This is a genomic window from Lactiplantibacillus paraplantarum (assembly GCF_003641145.1).
In the GTDB taxonomy this organism is placed as follows: domain Bacteria; phylum Bacillota; class Bacilli; order Lactobacillales; family Lactobacillaceae; genus Lactiplantibacillus; species Lactiplantibacillus paraplantarum.
Genome location: NZ_CP032744.1, coordinates 1,561,325 through 1,576,748 on the forward strand (window position 1 = coordinate 1,561,325; position 15,424 = coordinate 1,576,748).

Annotated in this window: 13 protein-coding genes; 7 read left to right on the forward strand and 6 right to left on the reverse strand. The window is 41.5% G+C overall.

Annotation, left to right across the window (positions count from 1 at the left end; translation table 11 throughout):
* The first annotated feature begins 92 nt into the window (after window positions 1-92).
* From LP667_RS07545 to LP667_RS07555, 3 genes are all read left to right on the forward strand, one after another.
* Window positions 93-620, forward strand: coding sequence for a GNAT family N-acetyltransferase (locus LP667_RS07545; protein WP_021731544.1), 528 nt, complete (start codon window positions 93-95; stop codon window positions 618-620).
* A gap of 161 nt (window positions 621-781) precedes the next feature.
* A complete protein-coding gene (locus LP667_RS07550; RefSeq protein WP_056988290.1) occupies window positions 782-1,219 on the forward strand; it encodes a MarR family winged helix-turn-helix transcriptional regulator in 438 nt (145 codons plus the stop codon).
* Between the two features lie 68 nt (window positions 1,220-1,287).
* Window positions 1,288-2,640 carry a dihydrolipoyl dehydrogenase family protein gene (locus tag LP667_RS07555; RefSeq protein WP_021731546.1) on the forward strand — a complete coding sequence of 451 codons (1,353 nt, stop codon included), beginning with the start codon at window positions 1,288-1,290 and terminating at the stop codon, window positions 2,638-2,640.
* A gap of 69 nt (window positions 2,641-2,709) precedes the next feature.
* Here the strand turns inward: LP667_RS07555 and LP667_RS07560 are convergent, their stop codons facing one another.
* Window positions 2,710-3,120, reverse strand: a complete 411-nt coding sequence (locus LP667_RS07560) for a hypothetical protein (protein ID WP_021731547.1) — start codon at window positions 3,118-3,120, stop codon at window positions 2,710-2,712.
* A 202-nt stretch (window positions 3,121-3,322) separates the two neighbouring features.
* Here LP667_RS07560 and LP667_RS07565 point away from each other — a divergent pair, with 202 nt between their 5' ends.
* From LP667_RS07565 to LP667_RS07580, 4 genes are all read left to right on the forward strand, one after another.
* Complete coding sequence (locus LP667_RS07565) at window positions 3,323-4,627, forward strand: glycosyltransferase family 2 protein (protein WP_033609455.1); 1,305 nt, start codon at window positions 3,323-3,325, stop codon at window positions 4,625-4,627.
* 11 nt (window positions 4,628-4,638) lie between these two features.
* Window positions 4,639-6,171, forward strand: coding sequence for a hypothetical protein (locus LP667_RS07570; RefSeq protein WP_050584267.1), 1,533 nt, complete (start codon window positions 4,639-4,641; stop codon window positions 6,169-6,171).
* Between the two features lie 2,161 nt (window positions 6,172-8,332).
* Entirely contained in the window at window positions 8,333-9,187 is an 855-nt protein-coding gene (locus tag LP667_RS07575) for a phage integrase N-terminal SAM-like domain-containing protein (RefSeq protein WP_021731550.1), read from the forward strand.
* A 213-nt stretch (window positions 9,188-9,400) separates the two neighbouring features.
* Entirely contained in the window at window positions 9,401-9,601 is a 201-nt protein-coding gene (locus LP667_RS07580) for a sterile alpha motif-like domain-containing protein (protein WP_003640551.1), read from the forward strand.
* A 159-nt stretch (window positions 9,602-9,760) separates the two neighbouring features.
* On the opposite strand, the gene msrA is transcribed toward LP667_RS07580, so the two are convergent.
* The 5 genes from msrA to parC all read right to left on the reverse strand — a co-directional run bounded on the left by msrA (window position 9,761) and on the right by parC (window position 15,411).
* On the reverse strand, window positions 9,761-10,276 hold the full coding sequence (gene msrA / locus LP667_RS07585; RefSeq protein ID WP_021731551.1) for a peptide-methionine (S)-S-oxide reductase MsrA: 516 nt from the start codon (window positions 10,274-10,276) through the stop codon (window positions 9,761-9,763).
* A gap of 27 nt (window positions 10,277-10,303) precedes the next feature.
* The gene (msrB, locus tag LP667_RS07590) at window positions 10,304-10,738 is read right to left on the reverse strand and encodes a peptide-methionine (R)-S-oxide reductase MsrB (protein ID WP_021731552.1); all 435 of its coding nucleotides are present in this window, start codon (window positions 10,736-10,738) and stop codon (window positions 10,304-10,306) included.
* A gap of 127 nt (window positions 10,739-10,865) precedes the next feature.
* Window positions 10,866-11,795, reverse strand: a complete 930-nt coding sequence (locus LP667_RS07595; RefSeq protein WP_021731553.1) for a manganese-dependent inorganic pyrophosphatase — start codon at window positions 11,793-11,795, stop codon at window positions 10,866-10,868.
* Window positions 11,796-11,817: 22 nt separating this feature from the next.
* Window positions 11,818-12,777, reverse strand: a complete 960-nt coding sequence (locus tag LP667_RS07600; protein ID WP_021731554.1) for a LysR family transcriptional regulator — start codon at window positions 12,775-12,777, stop codon at window positions 11,818-11,820.
* A gap of 183 nt (window positions 12,778-12,960) precedes the next feature.
* Window positions 12,961-15,411, reverse strand: coding sequence for a DNA topoisomerase IV subunit A (gene parC / locus LP667_RS07605; RefSeq protein WP_021731555.1), 2,451 nt, complete (start codon window positions 15,409-15,411; stop codon window positions 12,961-12,963).
* Window positions 15,412-15,424: the final 13 nt, after the last annotated feature.

Consider the following 15,424-nt stretch of genomic DNA (forward strand, 5'->3'; position numbering starts at 1 on the left):
ATAAACTGGAACAGTCAGTGGCACTATCAGCGCTTTGAAGATGCTGATAATGTGATTGGCTGTTTTTTGATTACTAGTAGGAGGAATTAATCATGGCACAAATTATGACTCGACGGTTAACAACTGCTGACGTCACTCAATTACAACAGATTAGCATTGAAACATTCAAGGATACATTTGGAAGCCAAAATACGGCTGAAAATATGGCGGCATACTTACAGGACGCTTATAACGTTCCCAAGTTAGTAGCTGAGTTAGCAGAACCTGAATCTCAATTCTATTTTGTTGAACGTTCAGGGGAGTCACTAGGATACTTAAAATTAAACACTGGACAAGCCCAATCAGAAGCAATGGGACCAGACACCTTAGAAGTCGAACGTATTTATATCCGACAGGCCTTTCAACATCAAGGACTTGGCAATCAATTCATGGCACAGGCTATTCAAATTGCTCAAGCCGCTGAGAAACAAAAAATTTGGCTCGGCGTTTGGGAACATAATGAACCAGCAAAGGCCTTCTATACGAAATGGGGGTTTAAACAATTTGGGGCACATGACTTTGTAATGGGAGACGATCGGCAAACTGATTTATTAATGATTAAATCGTTGACTAAAAATTAGTTTTAACGATAGTACCTGATTGGCTAGATGGGCAAGTAAGCACTAATAAGATTAGTTTGATTTTTCTAATTTGACGTGCCACCCCACTAAAAACCTTTGCTTTTACTCTGCAGGGGGCTTATACTGTTAATCAATCGTACACGATTAAAAGGAGTATGTTTATGACACCAGAAATCGACTTGGCTAATCAGCTCTGTTTTAGCATTTACAATGCCAATCGGCTGTTTAACAAATTTTATGTCGAGGCATTAGCACCGTTTAAGCTGACATATGCGCAGTATCTCGTTTTAATGGCGTTATGGGAACATGATGACCAGTCATTGCATGAGTTAGGTCAGGTCCTACGCTTGAATAGCAATACCTTAACACCACTGTTACGGCGCATGGAGGACGCAGGGTGGCTGCAGCGGGAACGACCAGTAACGGATCGTCGCCAGCTAGTCATTCACCTTACGACTCAAGGGAAGCAACAACAAGCAGCGATTGAAACGGCGATTGCGACTTGTATTGGTCATTATCACTTAACAGTTGATGAATATCAGCAAGCGTTGGCATTAAACCAGAAAATAGTGACGACATTGTCACAAGATTTGGCCTAAGCGGGCCTTTTTATTGGCTATTTCAGTCGTGCACGATTGAAATGCAGAAATTTTAGGAGGATCTTTATATGGCAGATTATGACACAATTTTTATCGGTAGTGGTCACGCGACATGGCACGCAGCAGTGACACTAGCTCAAGCACAACAAAATGTGGCAATTATCGAAGAGGATACGATTGCCGGAACATGCACTAACTTTGGTTGCGATGCTAAGATCCTGTTGGACGGACCTTTCGAGTTGACTGAACAACTCAAACAATATCAGGGGATTGGCGTTAACACATCTCCAACCATCGATTGGGCACAGCTGATGGCTTATAAGCAGCAAATCATTCAGCCCTTAGCCATGCAAATGACGGCGATATTCAAACAATTAGGTATTACAATTATTACCGGTCATGGTGAACTAACTGATACGCATACCGTTCAAGTTGATACTACCAAATATACGGCTGACAACATCGTCATTGGAACCGGTCAGCGACCGGCTAAATTAGCGATTCCGGGTGCCGACCTCATGCACGACAGCCGTGATTTTCTTGATCTTCCAACCATGCCTAAACGCTTGACCTTGATCGGCGCGGGAATTATTTCACTAGAATTTGCTAACATGGCAGTGCTACTAGGATCAGAAGTGCATATTATTGAGTTTGCTGACCGAGCACTACCAGCTTTCTATTCAAAACACGTTGAAAAGATAATGGCACATCTGCAAGCTGCCGGGGTTCATTTCCACTTTGGTGAAGCGCTTAGTCGAGTTACTCAAACAGCGACGGGGTTATTAGCAACTACTAAGAGTGGGCTGTCAATTGTAAGTGATGATATCATTGCAGCGACGGGTCGCATTCCTAACATTGAGCATTTAGGGCTAACGACAGTCGGTATTGAGACTGATCGTCATGGTATCATCGTAGACGACCATCTACGGACGACTGTTTCTAACATTTACGCAAGTGGTGATGTGATTAGCAAGAGGTTACCTAAATTAACACCGACCGCAACGTTTGAATCAAACTACATTGCAGCTCAATTACTTGGAAATACGGCTGCCATCGATTATCCGGTGATTCCATCAGTTGTCTTCACGTTACCAAGAATCGCGCAAGTCGGTATCAGTGTTGAAACTGCCAAGAGTGATACTGAGCATTTTCATGTTCAGGAATTACCATACGGCAAGCTATTAGCTTTCCAATATCAGAATGAGGTTGACGCGGACTTACAATTGGTTTTTGACCAGGCCAACTACTTAGTTGGAGCTGCCATATACGGTAATGGTGCACCTGACTTAATTAATTTACTGACGATGCTCATTACTGACCATGTATCAGCTAACGAATTAAGTCATAAAATTTTTGCTTTTCCAAGTGCGTCGGTGGGAATTATTGACATGTTGACGCCACTATTACATCATGATCGATAAGTGAATAAATTTACCAACACAAAAAATACTGTGCAGACTGCCTGCCAGTATTTTTTGTGTTATCAAACGTCAGCTTCGATAATTCGTTGCGATCAAGCCTGCTAATTTGGACAGGAATACAATCAAGCCAACGAGTATCCAGGTCATGCTTCCCCAATCCAACCAAGTAGCCCGGACAAATAAACTAATCAAAATGAACCAATTCATCCCGAATAGCCACCAGCTAAAATCAGTCCTGAAAATGGTCAGCCATAACAACGGCGGTAAACGCTGATTTAGTGGCATGATTGCCAGCAATACTGCCGGAATAAGCGCGCTCTCCAGCATCGCAAAGTAATGGTGGGGATCACTAGTATAGGCGACGGCGCCCAACCAGCCATAGTGACTTGGAATAGCCGGCAGTAACGCTGATTGTCCGAGATAGACCAGCACTGGTTGACCAATTAATAATCCCAATAATCCCCAGGTCGATTTTTTCATGAATATACGCCATCCTTATTATTGAATAATGTTATTTTAACAATCTACATCGTATGCTAACTATCGAATAATTGTAAACTTCTGATAAAGAAAGGGTAAATGCAGGCCATGATTTGTTCACTATGCTTTCAAAATATAAGTAATGGGTATTTTAAAACAGTATGCGTATAATAACCACTTAATAAGTTTATTTGGGGGAGTTATGATGATAATAATTAGAGTTTCAATTATGATTTCAGTCGTTTTTTACTTATATTTTATTATTAATCTATTGTTAATTAATCACTACCGAGAACCCACTCAAACGTACGAGAAGGGGCCAACACCGTACGAATTATTTCTGGTCATTCCAGTTCTCAATGAAGAACAAGTGATTACTAAAACCATTGCACGACTTTCAAAATCTCTTGCACAATTGCCATCGACAATTCGAGCGCAAATCATTGCTGTCGATGATGATTCCACGGACCATAGCCTGTTAATGCTGACCCAGTCATCCTCACCATACTTACAAATCCTACATCGCGCTGGTAATCAACGCGTCGGTAAGGGAGCCGTTTTAAACACTGCTGTCCAGTATATTCATAAGACACTGGCGACAACCGCTGACACGCATCAAGCAGTCATTGGCGTCCTGGACGCAGATGCTTTTATGACCGCCACTGATTTGATACGCGTACTTGCACGATTTGAACAAGAACCGCAGTTAGCAATGCTTCAGACTAGTGTCAGTATTTATAATCAATCCAATTGGCTCACTAAAATGCAAAACTTTGAGTTTATGGGGGTTAATAACGCTACTCAGCAACTGCGTAATCGGCTCGGTCAAGGGATCGCGTCGGGGAATGGTCAGTTTGTTCGCTTAGATTTAGCTTTGAAAAATCCATGGGGGAATAGCTTACTAGAGGATCTTGAGTTTACCTTGCGCACCTGGTTGCTTGGTGGGACACGAACCACCTTTGATCATACATTAGTTGTGCAACAAGAAGCTATCGAACAACTACGACCATTTTTTCGCCAGCGAGTGCGCTGGTGTCAAGGGGCAGTTCAGTGTATGCGTTATTTACCAGCACTATGGCATTCAGGACGATTAAACCACTTTCAAAAGTTAGATACGACTTTTTGGATTCTGATGCCCATCAGTGGCTGTGTTGTCCCACTCACCAGTCTCACCACCCTAATTGTTCTTGTAAGCCGTAGCGTGCAACATTGGCAATCAGGGTGGCATCATCTCGTCATTGGGACGCTGTTAGCGATTGCTTTGATTGCTTGCCTTGTTTTGGCGGCACTATATCAACGGAACTGTACTACTGTTAAACAACCCGTTCGATTCATGACTGCTATCAAGCAAAGTCTGAGTTTTCAAGCATTTTTATTGATTATTAGTTTGACACCATACGTTGCCATTTATCGACAATTGCGTGGACACACAACGTGGGCTAAAACCCGTCATGGTACTACCCGGGCAACGCAATACACTGATTCTGATTTAAAACGCTCATATTAAGATAAGGGTGAATTTCTATGAAGTGGTACTATAAGATATTTCAGACCATTATTCTAACGGTTGCGGCGGGGCTACTTGGGTGGATGATTATGGCCGATTGGCAAATCAGTTTACAACTTCATCTCTCAATCAATGCCTGGATGGGTGCCATACTATTCGTATTGTTCATTGGGACCACGATTGGCTTCGGTAGTTGGTGGTTAAGTCGTCACCAAACAAGTTGGTTAGTCGCAACACTGTTTGGACTAACACTCCTGAAATTCCCACTGGTTATTGGGTTAAAAATCAATCCCACCTCAGACTTTTGGAATTACCACACGTTAGCCGTCTTTAGCGCCCAGGGGCTCACTTGGACGCAGCTTTTACATCAGGGCACCATTGGCAACTATGTCGTCTTCCCACACGCCTTAAATATTGCGAACGGCTACAGCTTAGCAGCAGCATTTGGCGGTTCTAATTTTTTCGTCAGTCAATTGATCAACATTGAGTGTACCTTAGTAGATATGGTCCTAATCTACTGGCTGGTCGCCCGATGGCTTTCGCGCCAACTGGGGATTATGACGGCACTTATTTTTTATTGGATCCCAGCTTATTGGCTGTATGGCACTTTACTAAATGGTGGTGAACCGTTCTTTCTAACAAGTATCCTACTCATGATGTATGCATTGACACGCGCATTAGTCCCATTACCAACAACCACACTTACAGACCGGCATCTGTACCTAGCATTAGCTATTGTGGCAACCATTGTAGCTAACATGTTAAGGCCAATCATGGCAGTCTGGTTGATCGCGCTCAGTTTAATGGCAATTATTCTATTATTTACAGTTGGCCGTCACTACCGTTATCAATATCGTCAGCTAATGATCTATGGCGGTGTGGTATTAGGATTACTGTTCACGGCTACGAATATTGACAGTTGGCTATACGGCTTTAAAGTAGCGCCAAGCCGGGTTGAAACGCTCTATAGTTTGGCTACTGGCACTGATGTAAAAAGCCGGGGAACTTATAGTCCAACCTTGCAAACAACTATTAGCCATGAGTTACGGGCGGCACCAACGTTAACACAAGCTTATCCGCGTATCACACGAACGATGACAACGGCCTTGCAAACCAATCTCAAACAAGTCCAACCACAAATGGGCACCTTTGCCAATCAAAAAATGCAGGGCTTTATTCGTGAAGATTATGGTTACGACTGGAGTTTGTATAATTTAAGCAATCATTCCGGTCTACTCAACCATAGTTGGTTCCATTTGGCGCCAATACTGATTACTAGTGCAACAGTTTATTGGCAGATTATGCTTATTATCGCATTGTTAAGCGTCTTAATTGGATTAGGACTTCAATGGCACCAACATTATCTCAATCGCTATTTACTAATGGGCGCACTTTTATTAGACGGTTTTACATTAAGCGCCTTACCATTAGAAGTACAGGGCCGCTACCATATCATCTTGTACTTACCGGTCCTCATGCTAATGACTTGTGGGATTGCAGCCATGAAACTGTGGTGTCATAACCGTCCAATTAAGCATAACTGATTCAATAGATTACTCATAAGAATTTAACAGGCGTCATTTAATTATTCGACATTGCGCTATTAATAAAAAGGTTATGACTGAAAATGACACCAGACATTTATTCAGTCATAACCTTTTTAGTGATAATTGGGACTAAGCTCGTAATAGTTCTAATTTATCATCATAAAGCCGGATTGTTAATTAAGGCAATAAAGTTGTTAAAGCTGGCTTGCCCGATATGATCAACAAAGTTAAAAAGAAGTGCTAAAGGGGTTACCTTGGCGTTACCCCCAGGTTCTAATCTAGATTTTATGATCAATCAAGACGCTAGGAGCGCTGATGCTAATGTCAAAGATTTCATTATTGGGTGCTGCTAGTATAATTGATAACCACACTCCGTAAGACAGCAAATACCATTGATTGCTGCCACCACTCAAAACCATGAAGCCAAACAGGGCGGGGTGACTAGTTATACTAGGAAGAACAGGGCACTTGTATTGATAGTTAAGCATGTACATCAAAATAGGGGTCCTTAAGGAGAAAAGCCAGTGAAGCACAGCCCCATTCACTAAGGTTAAACAGGGAAGAAACCATAAAAGCTGAAAAAGCGATTAACACCCGCTTTTGACGCAATGTTGGCTTTCATGATGAATATCACCTTCGCTATAACTTGTGATTGCACTGTTTTATTGAGAAGGGCCATTCATCTTGAAAAAGTGTTCACCAAGCAAGCACTTTGAGCTAGCACACGTTATTCAATCAAGTGTGTGATTATGGCTAAATGTAGTGGGCATCAAGGCATTATTAATTGTGAGTATGATGTCGTCAAGGTTGAACAATGTTAATGATGTTTGCTTGATAATGAAATTATAGGACAACTATTTGAATGTAAAAAAAATTGAAAAACCTTTTAATTTCGGGTGCTAACAGACAAATTATTCGCTGAAGAAAACAACGAATAATTGTAGAATAACTTTGATATCCCCACAAGTCACGTGATTAATGCCAATATGATTTGATTATTGGCTGTTTATGTAGCTATAAATGGCCAAGATATCGTTTCTATCGCCATGGTCGCATGCATATCCTTGATAATGTCACCTAGACTAATGACTATTGCCAAGCTAGTCAGGTAAACACTGAAACACGTGATCGAGTATTGTCTGGCAGCTTATCAATGAAACGCCTAGCGAATTGGTCCGTGAAATTATCAACTAGCCAAGCATAGTCTGTCTACAATTTAATTACCGCAAGCTGGTCTCGATACACGACCTGAGGCTTCTATGGGTTAACTACAAACAAGGTTAAGCATCGTCATAATACTTATATCGATATGTTGGGATTACTGATCATGTAGTTCAAGGCATAGCGCAACCGGTTTATTGAATCAATACTAGGCCATCATCATCGGTTTCCATAACACAAAAACCACTTTGTCACGGCAGCAACTTGTACAAAATGCTTATCATCGCAAGCACAGCAAATGTTATTACAGCCAAAAGTAGCACAAATTTTTTTACCTGAATATATTTTCTAAATTATTTTTGGCCGACTATAAATTAAAACGACAAAACACGTTTATCAACGCAACTAATGCTAAAATGCTAAGGCGTTCAAGGTGAATCGTCATATTTAGTGAGGGGGGCTTTTTTTACTTTTTCTAGTTTACATAATATATATTATACAAAGTAGAATCAAAACAAAAATCGCTCCCCCACGACCTAATTTGGTCCCCTGTGGTGTCCTTTTACTGTACACCAACTTTTTTGCGAATTTGTTTGCGAATCATTATTTCGTCGTGAACATTTTTGCTGTTCATATTTTCAAGGTGCACGCTTCACTTAAATTGTTTTTTTATGATTCACTAAAACATCAACACTGAAATTAATCGATTGAATTTCAACAAAGTTTTTTAATCAATTTGAATTAGCTTATTCAAATCACTAAAAGTTCAAATACTTTCAAACTACTAAATCTAGTTATTACAGACTTGCATCTATTTTCATGATTTGCTGATATCCATGTCGATTCTACGGTTCTTTTGATGACCACTCGTTCAACTAACAAACGAACACGTGCTTAGAATGCGCCTCTCAACAGCGGTCAGATCGCTTGTTTTTGTTTCAATTTTATGTTTTAGTTAAAGTAAGAATTCAAACCCAGAAAGGATGTCCTACTACCAATGGCCGCAAAATTCCCGTATGCCAAAAGCTTCCTCGCATCATTAGAAACTGCTGGTAAACAAGCTAGTACTATTGAGCAGTACGAATTAACCTTGGCTGATTTTTTCAACTATGAGCAACATTTCAATGAAACTTTTGCTAAAGATCAATTATTGGCAGATTTAACTGAAAATGATATTCAAGCTTATTTAGATATGCTCCGTGAACAACGCCAATTCAAAATATCGACGTTGAACAAATGCTTGTCGAATTTAAATGGCTATTTCAGCTATCTATTTTCGCATCGAATCATTACAACTTTACCGACCTTTACAATTAAGGGGCAACCACTGACTAACATGCAACAAACAACTTCTTGGCCAGAGCAACTAGCTGCTTGGCTGACAATTGATGATCTCCATCCATACACCCGCTTATTTTTGTTGCTGACGACCAAGGGTTATACCGCCACAGAGATGCTAACACCGGGGTTTTATCAGCAATTGAACACAATTACCTTTACTGCTTCAGAACAGACTTTTTTGGTTAAACTACATGCCTATTTGCAGCCATTACAGACTCGAAGTGGCAGTTCGGATCTCTTTTTAAAGCAACGTCATCGTGGAACTGATCCACATATCACCCTGGCAGCATTACACAAATACTTAGCGGGTGATAGTCAACGTTTAGGTGTGCCATTAAAGCCTGTTGCACTGCGTCAGGACTTCATACTTTGGTTTCTCAATCAGCATCGGACGACCGAACCGACTGAGATCATACAACAACTACGGTTAGATGAAACTAGCCTTGAATATTACCAAAACTTGCTACGACAACGTGATTTACGTATTTTAAAAGCTACCAAAGTAGACTAAGGCAACACTGATAAGCTAACTGAATACAGCTAGCTTTTTTAGTTAAAGTAACTTTACGTTATTGCGTTTACTTTACATAACTTTACAAACGCGTCACAAGCATTACGTGGAATTTGCTAGTTAATTAAGAAGCCTTAAAACGCCTGTACAACACGTTTTTTTGCAGTTAAACTAGTTTTATTGATTAACAAAAGTATTTGAAAGGATGATTTGATGACGTTCTATCGTTGGTTGGAACCGTTTATTGAACAGAACGGACCGTTTGCACCAGCCGCATGTTATGCGCACTCAGATTTCGATTTTCCTTTGACTAGTAATGTTCATGAATTGTCTGACTATATTACTTATTTAAATATTCGTGACTCGGTCAAAAAATCGTTTTATTCGGCATTAGACGCGTACCAAGCAAGTTAACAATCATAATTATACTTAAAAACCAACCTACTAGCCCCAGCGACGATTGCTGTGGTTGCAGGTTGGTTTATTCGTATTTCTAGTATTTATCGAGACGATGTCCAAACGATATGAAGCTCCCAAATCTGACCTATTCTCAACGCTTAAACATCATCTGGTTTACTGCCAATGCTGTTTAATGAAGGCTTCACGTCCGCCCATCTCTTCAATCTGATAACGGAATGGATTACGGCGATAAAAATCCTGGTGCTCGGCCTCTGCGGGATAAAATGGCTTGGCATCTTCAATGGTTGTCACAATCGGCTCAGCAAACTTACCACTAGCGGCAAGAGCATCTCGTGAAGCCGTTGCCACTCGACGCTGCGCTTCACTATTAACAAAAATTACCGGTCGATAGCTGTCGCCACGATCTTGAAATTGGCCAGAAGCATCGGTTGGATCGGTCTGACGCCAATAGATTTCAACCAAGTCGGCATAACTGATTACTTCTGGGTCAAAAGTAATTTCAACCGCTTCAGTGTGCCCAGTCGTGTGACTAGCAACTTGTTCATACGTGGGATTGGCAACGGTCCCACCGGTATAACCCGAAACGACGGACTTAATCCCTGGCTGCTGGTCAAACGGTTTGACCATGCACCAGAAACAACCACCAGCAAATATTGCAGTCTCTGTCATCTAAATTCCTCCCGTTTATTAACTCAATTATTTAAATAAACTCTGATACTGGCCATAGCCAGTCTTTTCAAGGTCGGCAACTGGAATGAACTTCAGTGCTGCCGAATTAATGCAGTACCGAAGCCCACCTCGATCAGTTGGCCCATCTGGAAAGACATGACCCAAATGTGAATTTGCTTGCGTACTCGTCACTTCTGTTCGATGCATTCCAAACGATTCATCACGATGTTCATTAAGGTTATTCTGATCGATTGGTTTCGTGAAGGATGGCCAACCACAGCCGGCATCATATTTATCACGTGAACTAAAAAGCACTTGCCCGCTAACAACATCCACGTAAATGCCTTCCTGATAAAAATTATCATACTCACCACTAAATGGTCGTTCAGTTGCGGCCTCTTGAGTAACGGCGTACTGTTCAGGCGTCAGACGTTGGCGTAATTCATCTTTTTGCTTATCCATTGCTATCAGTCCTTCCTGTAATTAAGTTGTGTACAATCTAATTACAATATTTATCATACCTCAATTTATCTAGAATGCAAAAAAGAAGCTCCAACAAGTGGCAGCTTCTTTTAAACTGATTTGTCAATTAAGCGTTGAAGGCGTCCGTTAATTGAGGGACAACTTGCTTCTTACGTGAAACGACACCTGGTAAACTCAAACGGTTGTTAGCAATCGTCTTACCAAAGGCCTGCTCAACGGGTTCCGTTGGGTTACCAACAACTAATAATTCAGAGTTACTATCTAAGATATTAGTTGCCAAGATTAAGAATAAATCATAGCCGTCACTTGCATTTTCGTCTTTAGCAGCAGCTTCTAGCGCAGCTTGGCGCTTGAAAACGTCATCCAAGTCAACTGTATTGATTTGCGCAACCCGGACTGTTTTGCCAGCCATCTCGAATGACTTAGCATCGGCATCGATTAATTCCTTTTCAGTCTTGCTGTCAAGGTTAGTACCCGCTTTAAGCATGGCTAAACCATATGTTTCATAATCAATATCAGCAATTTTAGCTAAGTCTTTAACAACTGCAACGTCGGTTTCCGTTGTAGTTGGTGACTTTAAGAGTAACGTATCTGAAATGATTGCAGACAACATCAATCCAGCTAACTTGGCAGGAATTTCAATGTCATTTTCTTGGAATAACTTGTAAATGACAGTACTGCAGCAACCAAGTGGTTCGGCTCGGTAAAATAATGGTTGTGCCGTGTCAAAACCAGAAATTCGATGATGATCAACTACATGGCTAACCGTAACGTCAGCAATGTCACTGACACTTTGTTGTGGTTCGTTATGGTCGACAAGCATGACACTGTCAACTTCATCACTGGCCTTAGTAATCACCCGTAGTGCTGGTTCATCAAAGTAGTCCAAAACAAATTGGGTTTCTTCGTTTGGTTCGCCTAATGCAACTGCTTCAGTGTCCGCCCCCACTTTATTTTCAAAGTATGAGAACGCCTTGGCCGCCACGATTGCGTCGGTATCAGGATTTTGATGTCCAAAAACTAATTCCTTACTCATTAGCACAAAACTCCCTTAAAACTTATTTTTGATTAATCTTTTGTAACCGTGAAATATAATCTTCAGCTCGTAGGTAAGTGTCAAATTCATCAAGGAAATTCTTGATTCGTGGAATTTGGTCCTTATCTTTACGGAAGACAAAGTTTAAATCGAACTTGATGGCTGGTTCAAATGATAACGTATGCAGCTTATCAGTTGCTGGATTAGCCACCATAAATGAATTTGGCAAAGCCGTATTAGTGTTAGTAGCTGCCACGAAGCGGTAAATTTGTTGCGGTGTCGTGAAACGAGCGACTGCCGTTGGTAAATCCGCCAATTGGTTCTTATAAGATTCTTTAACCACTTGATCCAAGTAATAGTTTTCAGGGTAAGTGACCCACGGATTAAGCGTTGTATCCTTAAACTTGATCCGCTTCTTCTTAGCTAACTTTTCATCACCCGAAATAAATAATAATTCATCTTGGATAATCTTCTTGGATTGATATGGTTTCCAGTTCTTAATACTTTCATCAGGCAAGTACATGACAGCCAAATCAATTCGGTTATTTTCCAACCGTTCCCAAATCTCTTTACGCGTCAACATGTGTAATGAAATAATCACATTCGGATTTGCTTCATAATACTTGATAGCAAAATCTTCAAAGACGTGATCTTCAATTGAGGCTAAAACCCCAATGTTAATCGTCCCTTGAGTTGCACTCGTAGTTTGTTGAATTTCATCAGTCGCCTTGTTAAGAACATTATAAATGCTGTGCGTCGCATTGAGCATTGTGTAACCTGCGTCAGAGAGTCGTAACTTTTTTCCAACCGAATAAAACAAAGGGGCACCAACCGTACGCTCTAGTTTTTTGATCTGTTGGGTCAATGCTGGTTGGGTAATTCCTAAAATTTGAGCTGCTTGCGTGTAATTCATCGTTTCAGCTAGTTGCAAGAAATACGTTAACGTTTTCGATGAGAAAATACTTTCTTGAGTTGTCTTCATGAATTTTACCTGATCCTTTCTTCTTATCGCCATCTTATAATATCTATAATTTTATACAAGATTCAAGATGAAAGCAAGCGGTTGTTATCGGTAAATAAAGCTTAACTAATTCATAATCTTTTACCCTGCCATAACATTATCTTAATCGAATGGCCGTTAACGTGCAAGTATTCGCATTAAAAACTATACAGTGAGCGGAATGGGATGAATCTGCATGGCAACGGGCTCGCCCTCCGTGTCAGTATCAACGACAAAAGAACCATTAGAATAACGCGCGCTGACCGGATGGTCATCATTTAAAATTGAATGGTGCTTGCCACGATCAGTCAACACATCAAGTGCTACCCCATTAGCATTATTAGCCACTAAGACGTAGTCAGCAACCCGGTGTGGATTATTTTTCAGTTCGCGTAAAACCTGTACCCCACGACGGGCCCGACTTGTTATTGGGAGATCGGCCACTTTCATTTTTTTAAACGAACCACGCTGCGTAATCATTGCAATCACATCATCATTAGCCGCAATGGCTGCCCGCACAATCGCATCATCGCGCAGATCCATGGACTTGACGCCGACCGCTTTCGCACCAATTGTTGGGATCTCGCTCAAATCATAGCGCAGGCCATAACCATGTTGCGTGATCAAAATCAAGGTTCCTGTTGGCGCGGCTGGTAAGTATTTGACCGTCACAACGCTTGCGTTATCTGACTTCATTTTTATAAACTGGCTAGCCCGGGTCTTATAAGTTCGGCCCGGCGTGTAATCAGCAAAGGCGGTTTGTTTGATATAACCGTCACTAGTTGCCACTAAGAATTTCCCGGTAGCTTTAAGATTCTCAAAAGAATAGACCCACGTGATGCGCTCGTTGTCGGCCAACCCGATCGTCTGAGAAATGTGTTCGCCGGTATCTTTCCACTTGGCGTCAGCAATTTCATAAATCGGTCGGTAGATTAGATGGCCCATGTTGGTGAACATCATTAAATGATCTAAAGTACTGTTCTTAGCTAGATAGATTGGATAATCTTCATCTTTAAGCCCATTATCATCAGGCTCAGATGCCGAGTAAGAGCGTAAACTAGTTCGCTTGATATAGCCATCATGGCTGATCATGACGATGACGTCTTCTTGTGGAATCACGACCTCGGTCTTAACCTTTAGTTCTTGAATCTCGTTTTGAATCTCAGTCAAACGGTTAGTTGGATAAGCTTTTTGAACAGCTTTCAATTCGCGCCGTAAAACTTTATCGAGTTCTTTAGGTTCCGCCAAAATCAGTTGATAAGCTTCGATGGACTTGGCTAGTTCAGCGGCTTCTTTTTCTAACTGAGTCACATCGGTGTTGGTTAACCGGTATAGTTGCATCGTCACGATGGCTTCAGCCTGAATTTCAGTAAAATCAAATTGACTAACTAAATTCTGCTTGGCATCTTTCTTATCCTTACTACCACGGATCGTCTTGATCACTTGGTCGAGAATGGACATCGCCTTGATTAAGCCTTGAACGATGTGCTGGCGATCCGCAGCCTTTTGTAAGTTAAACTGGGTCCGACGGGTTACAACGTCTCTTTGATGTTCCAAATAGGCCGCTAGAATTGTCTTGAGGCCAACATGTTCAGGTCGCTGATGATAAATAGCCACCATGTTGAAGTTATAAGTAATCTGTAGATCGGTATTTTTGAGTAAGTATGTCAGAATACCTTCTGCATTGACGTCACGCTTTAATTCAATCACCACCGATAGTCCTTGGCGGTCACTTTCATCACGAACTTCGGCGATTCCTTCGATCTTCTTCAGAATGCGAATTTCATCAATTTTTTTCACCAATTGCGCCTTGTTAACTTCATAAGGGATCTCTGAAACTTCAATCTGTGATTTATTCCCCTTAAGTGGCACGATCTTGGTTCGTGAACGTACCACGATACGCCCACGGCCAGTCTCATAGGCTTGTTTGATGCCTGCTAATCCTTGAATGATCCCCCCAGTTGGGAAATCGGGCCCCTTGACAAAGTCCATCAAGTCTTCAAGTGTTGCCTTAGGATGATTCATCAGGAATAAAATCGCGTCGATAACTTCACTCAAGTTATGCGGCGGAATTTCCGTTGCGTAACCGGCCGAAATCCCCGTTGCCCCGTTAACTAATAAGTTAGGGAAGCGGGCCGGTAAAACAGTGGGTTCATACTCCGTGTCATCAAAATTTAGGACCATATCGACAGTCTTTTTATCAATGTCTTGAAGCATTTCACCAGCAATTTTACTCAAACGTGCCTCGGTATACCGCATGGCAGCAGCCGGATCACCGTCCATGGAGCCATTGTTCCCGTGCATTTCAATTAACGGTTCTCGCAGTTTCCAGTCCTGACTAAGCCGCACCATTGCTTCATAAATCGAAGAGTCACCATGGGGATGAAAATTACCCATGACGTTTCCGACTGACTTAGCGGACTTACGGAAAGCTTTGTCAAAGGTGTTCCCGTCCTGATTCATCGCGTATAGGATTCGCCGTTGTACTGGCTTCAAGCCATCACGGATATCTGGCAAGGCGCGTTCTTGAATAATATATTTAGAATAACGGCCGAAGCGGTCGCCCATGACGTCTTCAAGAGTTAGTTCTTGAATTTTTGGTTGTTCAGTTGCCATTTTACGACCCCCT

What these genes read in the sequence shown, in the direction of transcription:
- LP667_RS07545 (WP_021731544.1), top strand. Translation starts at nt 93, where the DNA reads ATGGCACAAATTATGACTCGACGGTTAACAACTGCTGACGTCACTCAA.
- LP667_RS07550 (WP_056988290.1), top strand. Translation starts at nt 782, where the DNA reads ATGACACCAGAAATCGACTTGGCTAATCAGCTCTGTTTTAGCATTTAC.
- LP667_RS07555 (WP_021731546.1), top strand. Translation starts at nt 1,288, where the DNA reads ATGGCAGATTATGACACAATTTTTATCGGTAGTGGTCACGCGACATGG.
- LP667_RS07560 (WP_021731547.1), bottom strand. Translation starts at nt 3,120, where the DNA reads ATGAAAAAATCGACCTGGGGATTATTGGGATTATTAATTGGTCAACCA.
- LP667_RS07565 (WP_033609455.1), top strand. Translation starts at nt 3,323, where the DNA reads ATGATGATAATAATTAGAGTTTCAATTATGATTTCAGTCGTTTTTTAC.
- LP667_RS07575 (WP_021731550.1), top strand. Translation starts at nt 8,333, where the DNA reads ATGGCCGCAAAATTCCCGTATGCCAAAAGCTTCCTCGCATCATTAGAA.
- LP667_RS07580 (WP_003640551.1), top strand. Translation starts at nt 9,401, where the DNA reads ATGACGTTCTATCGTTGGTTGGAACCGTTTATTGAACAGAACGGACCG.
- msrA (WP_021731551.1), bottom strand. Translation starts at nt 10,276, where the DNA reads ATGACAGAGACTGCAATATTTGCTGGTGGTTGTTTCTGGTGCATGGTC.
- msrB (WP_021731552.1), bottom strand. Translation starts at nt 10,738, where the DNA reads ATGGATAAGCAAAAAGATGAATTACGCCAACGTCTGACGCCTGAACAG.
- LP667_RS07595 (WP_021731553.1), bottom strand. Translation starts at nt 11,795, where the DNA reads ATGAGTAAGGAATTAGTTTTTGGACATCAAAATCCTGATACCGACGCA.
- LP667_RS07600 (WP_021731554.1), bottom strand. Translation starts at nt 12,777, where the DNA reads ATGAAGACAACTCAAGAAAGTATTTTCTCATCGAAAACGTTAACGTAT.
- parC (WP_021731555.1), bottom strand. Translation starts at nt 15,411, where the DNA reads ATGGCAACTGAACAACCAAAAATTCAAGAACTAACTCTTGAAGACGTC.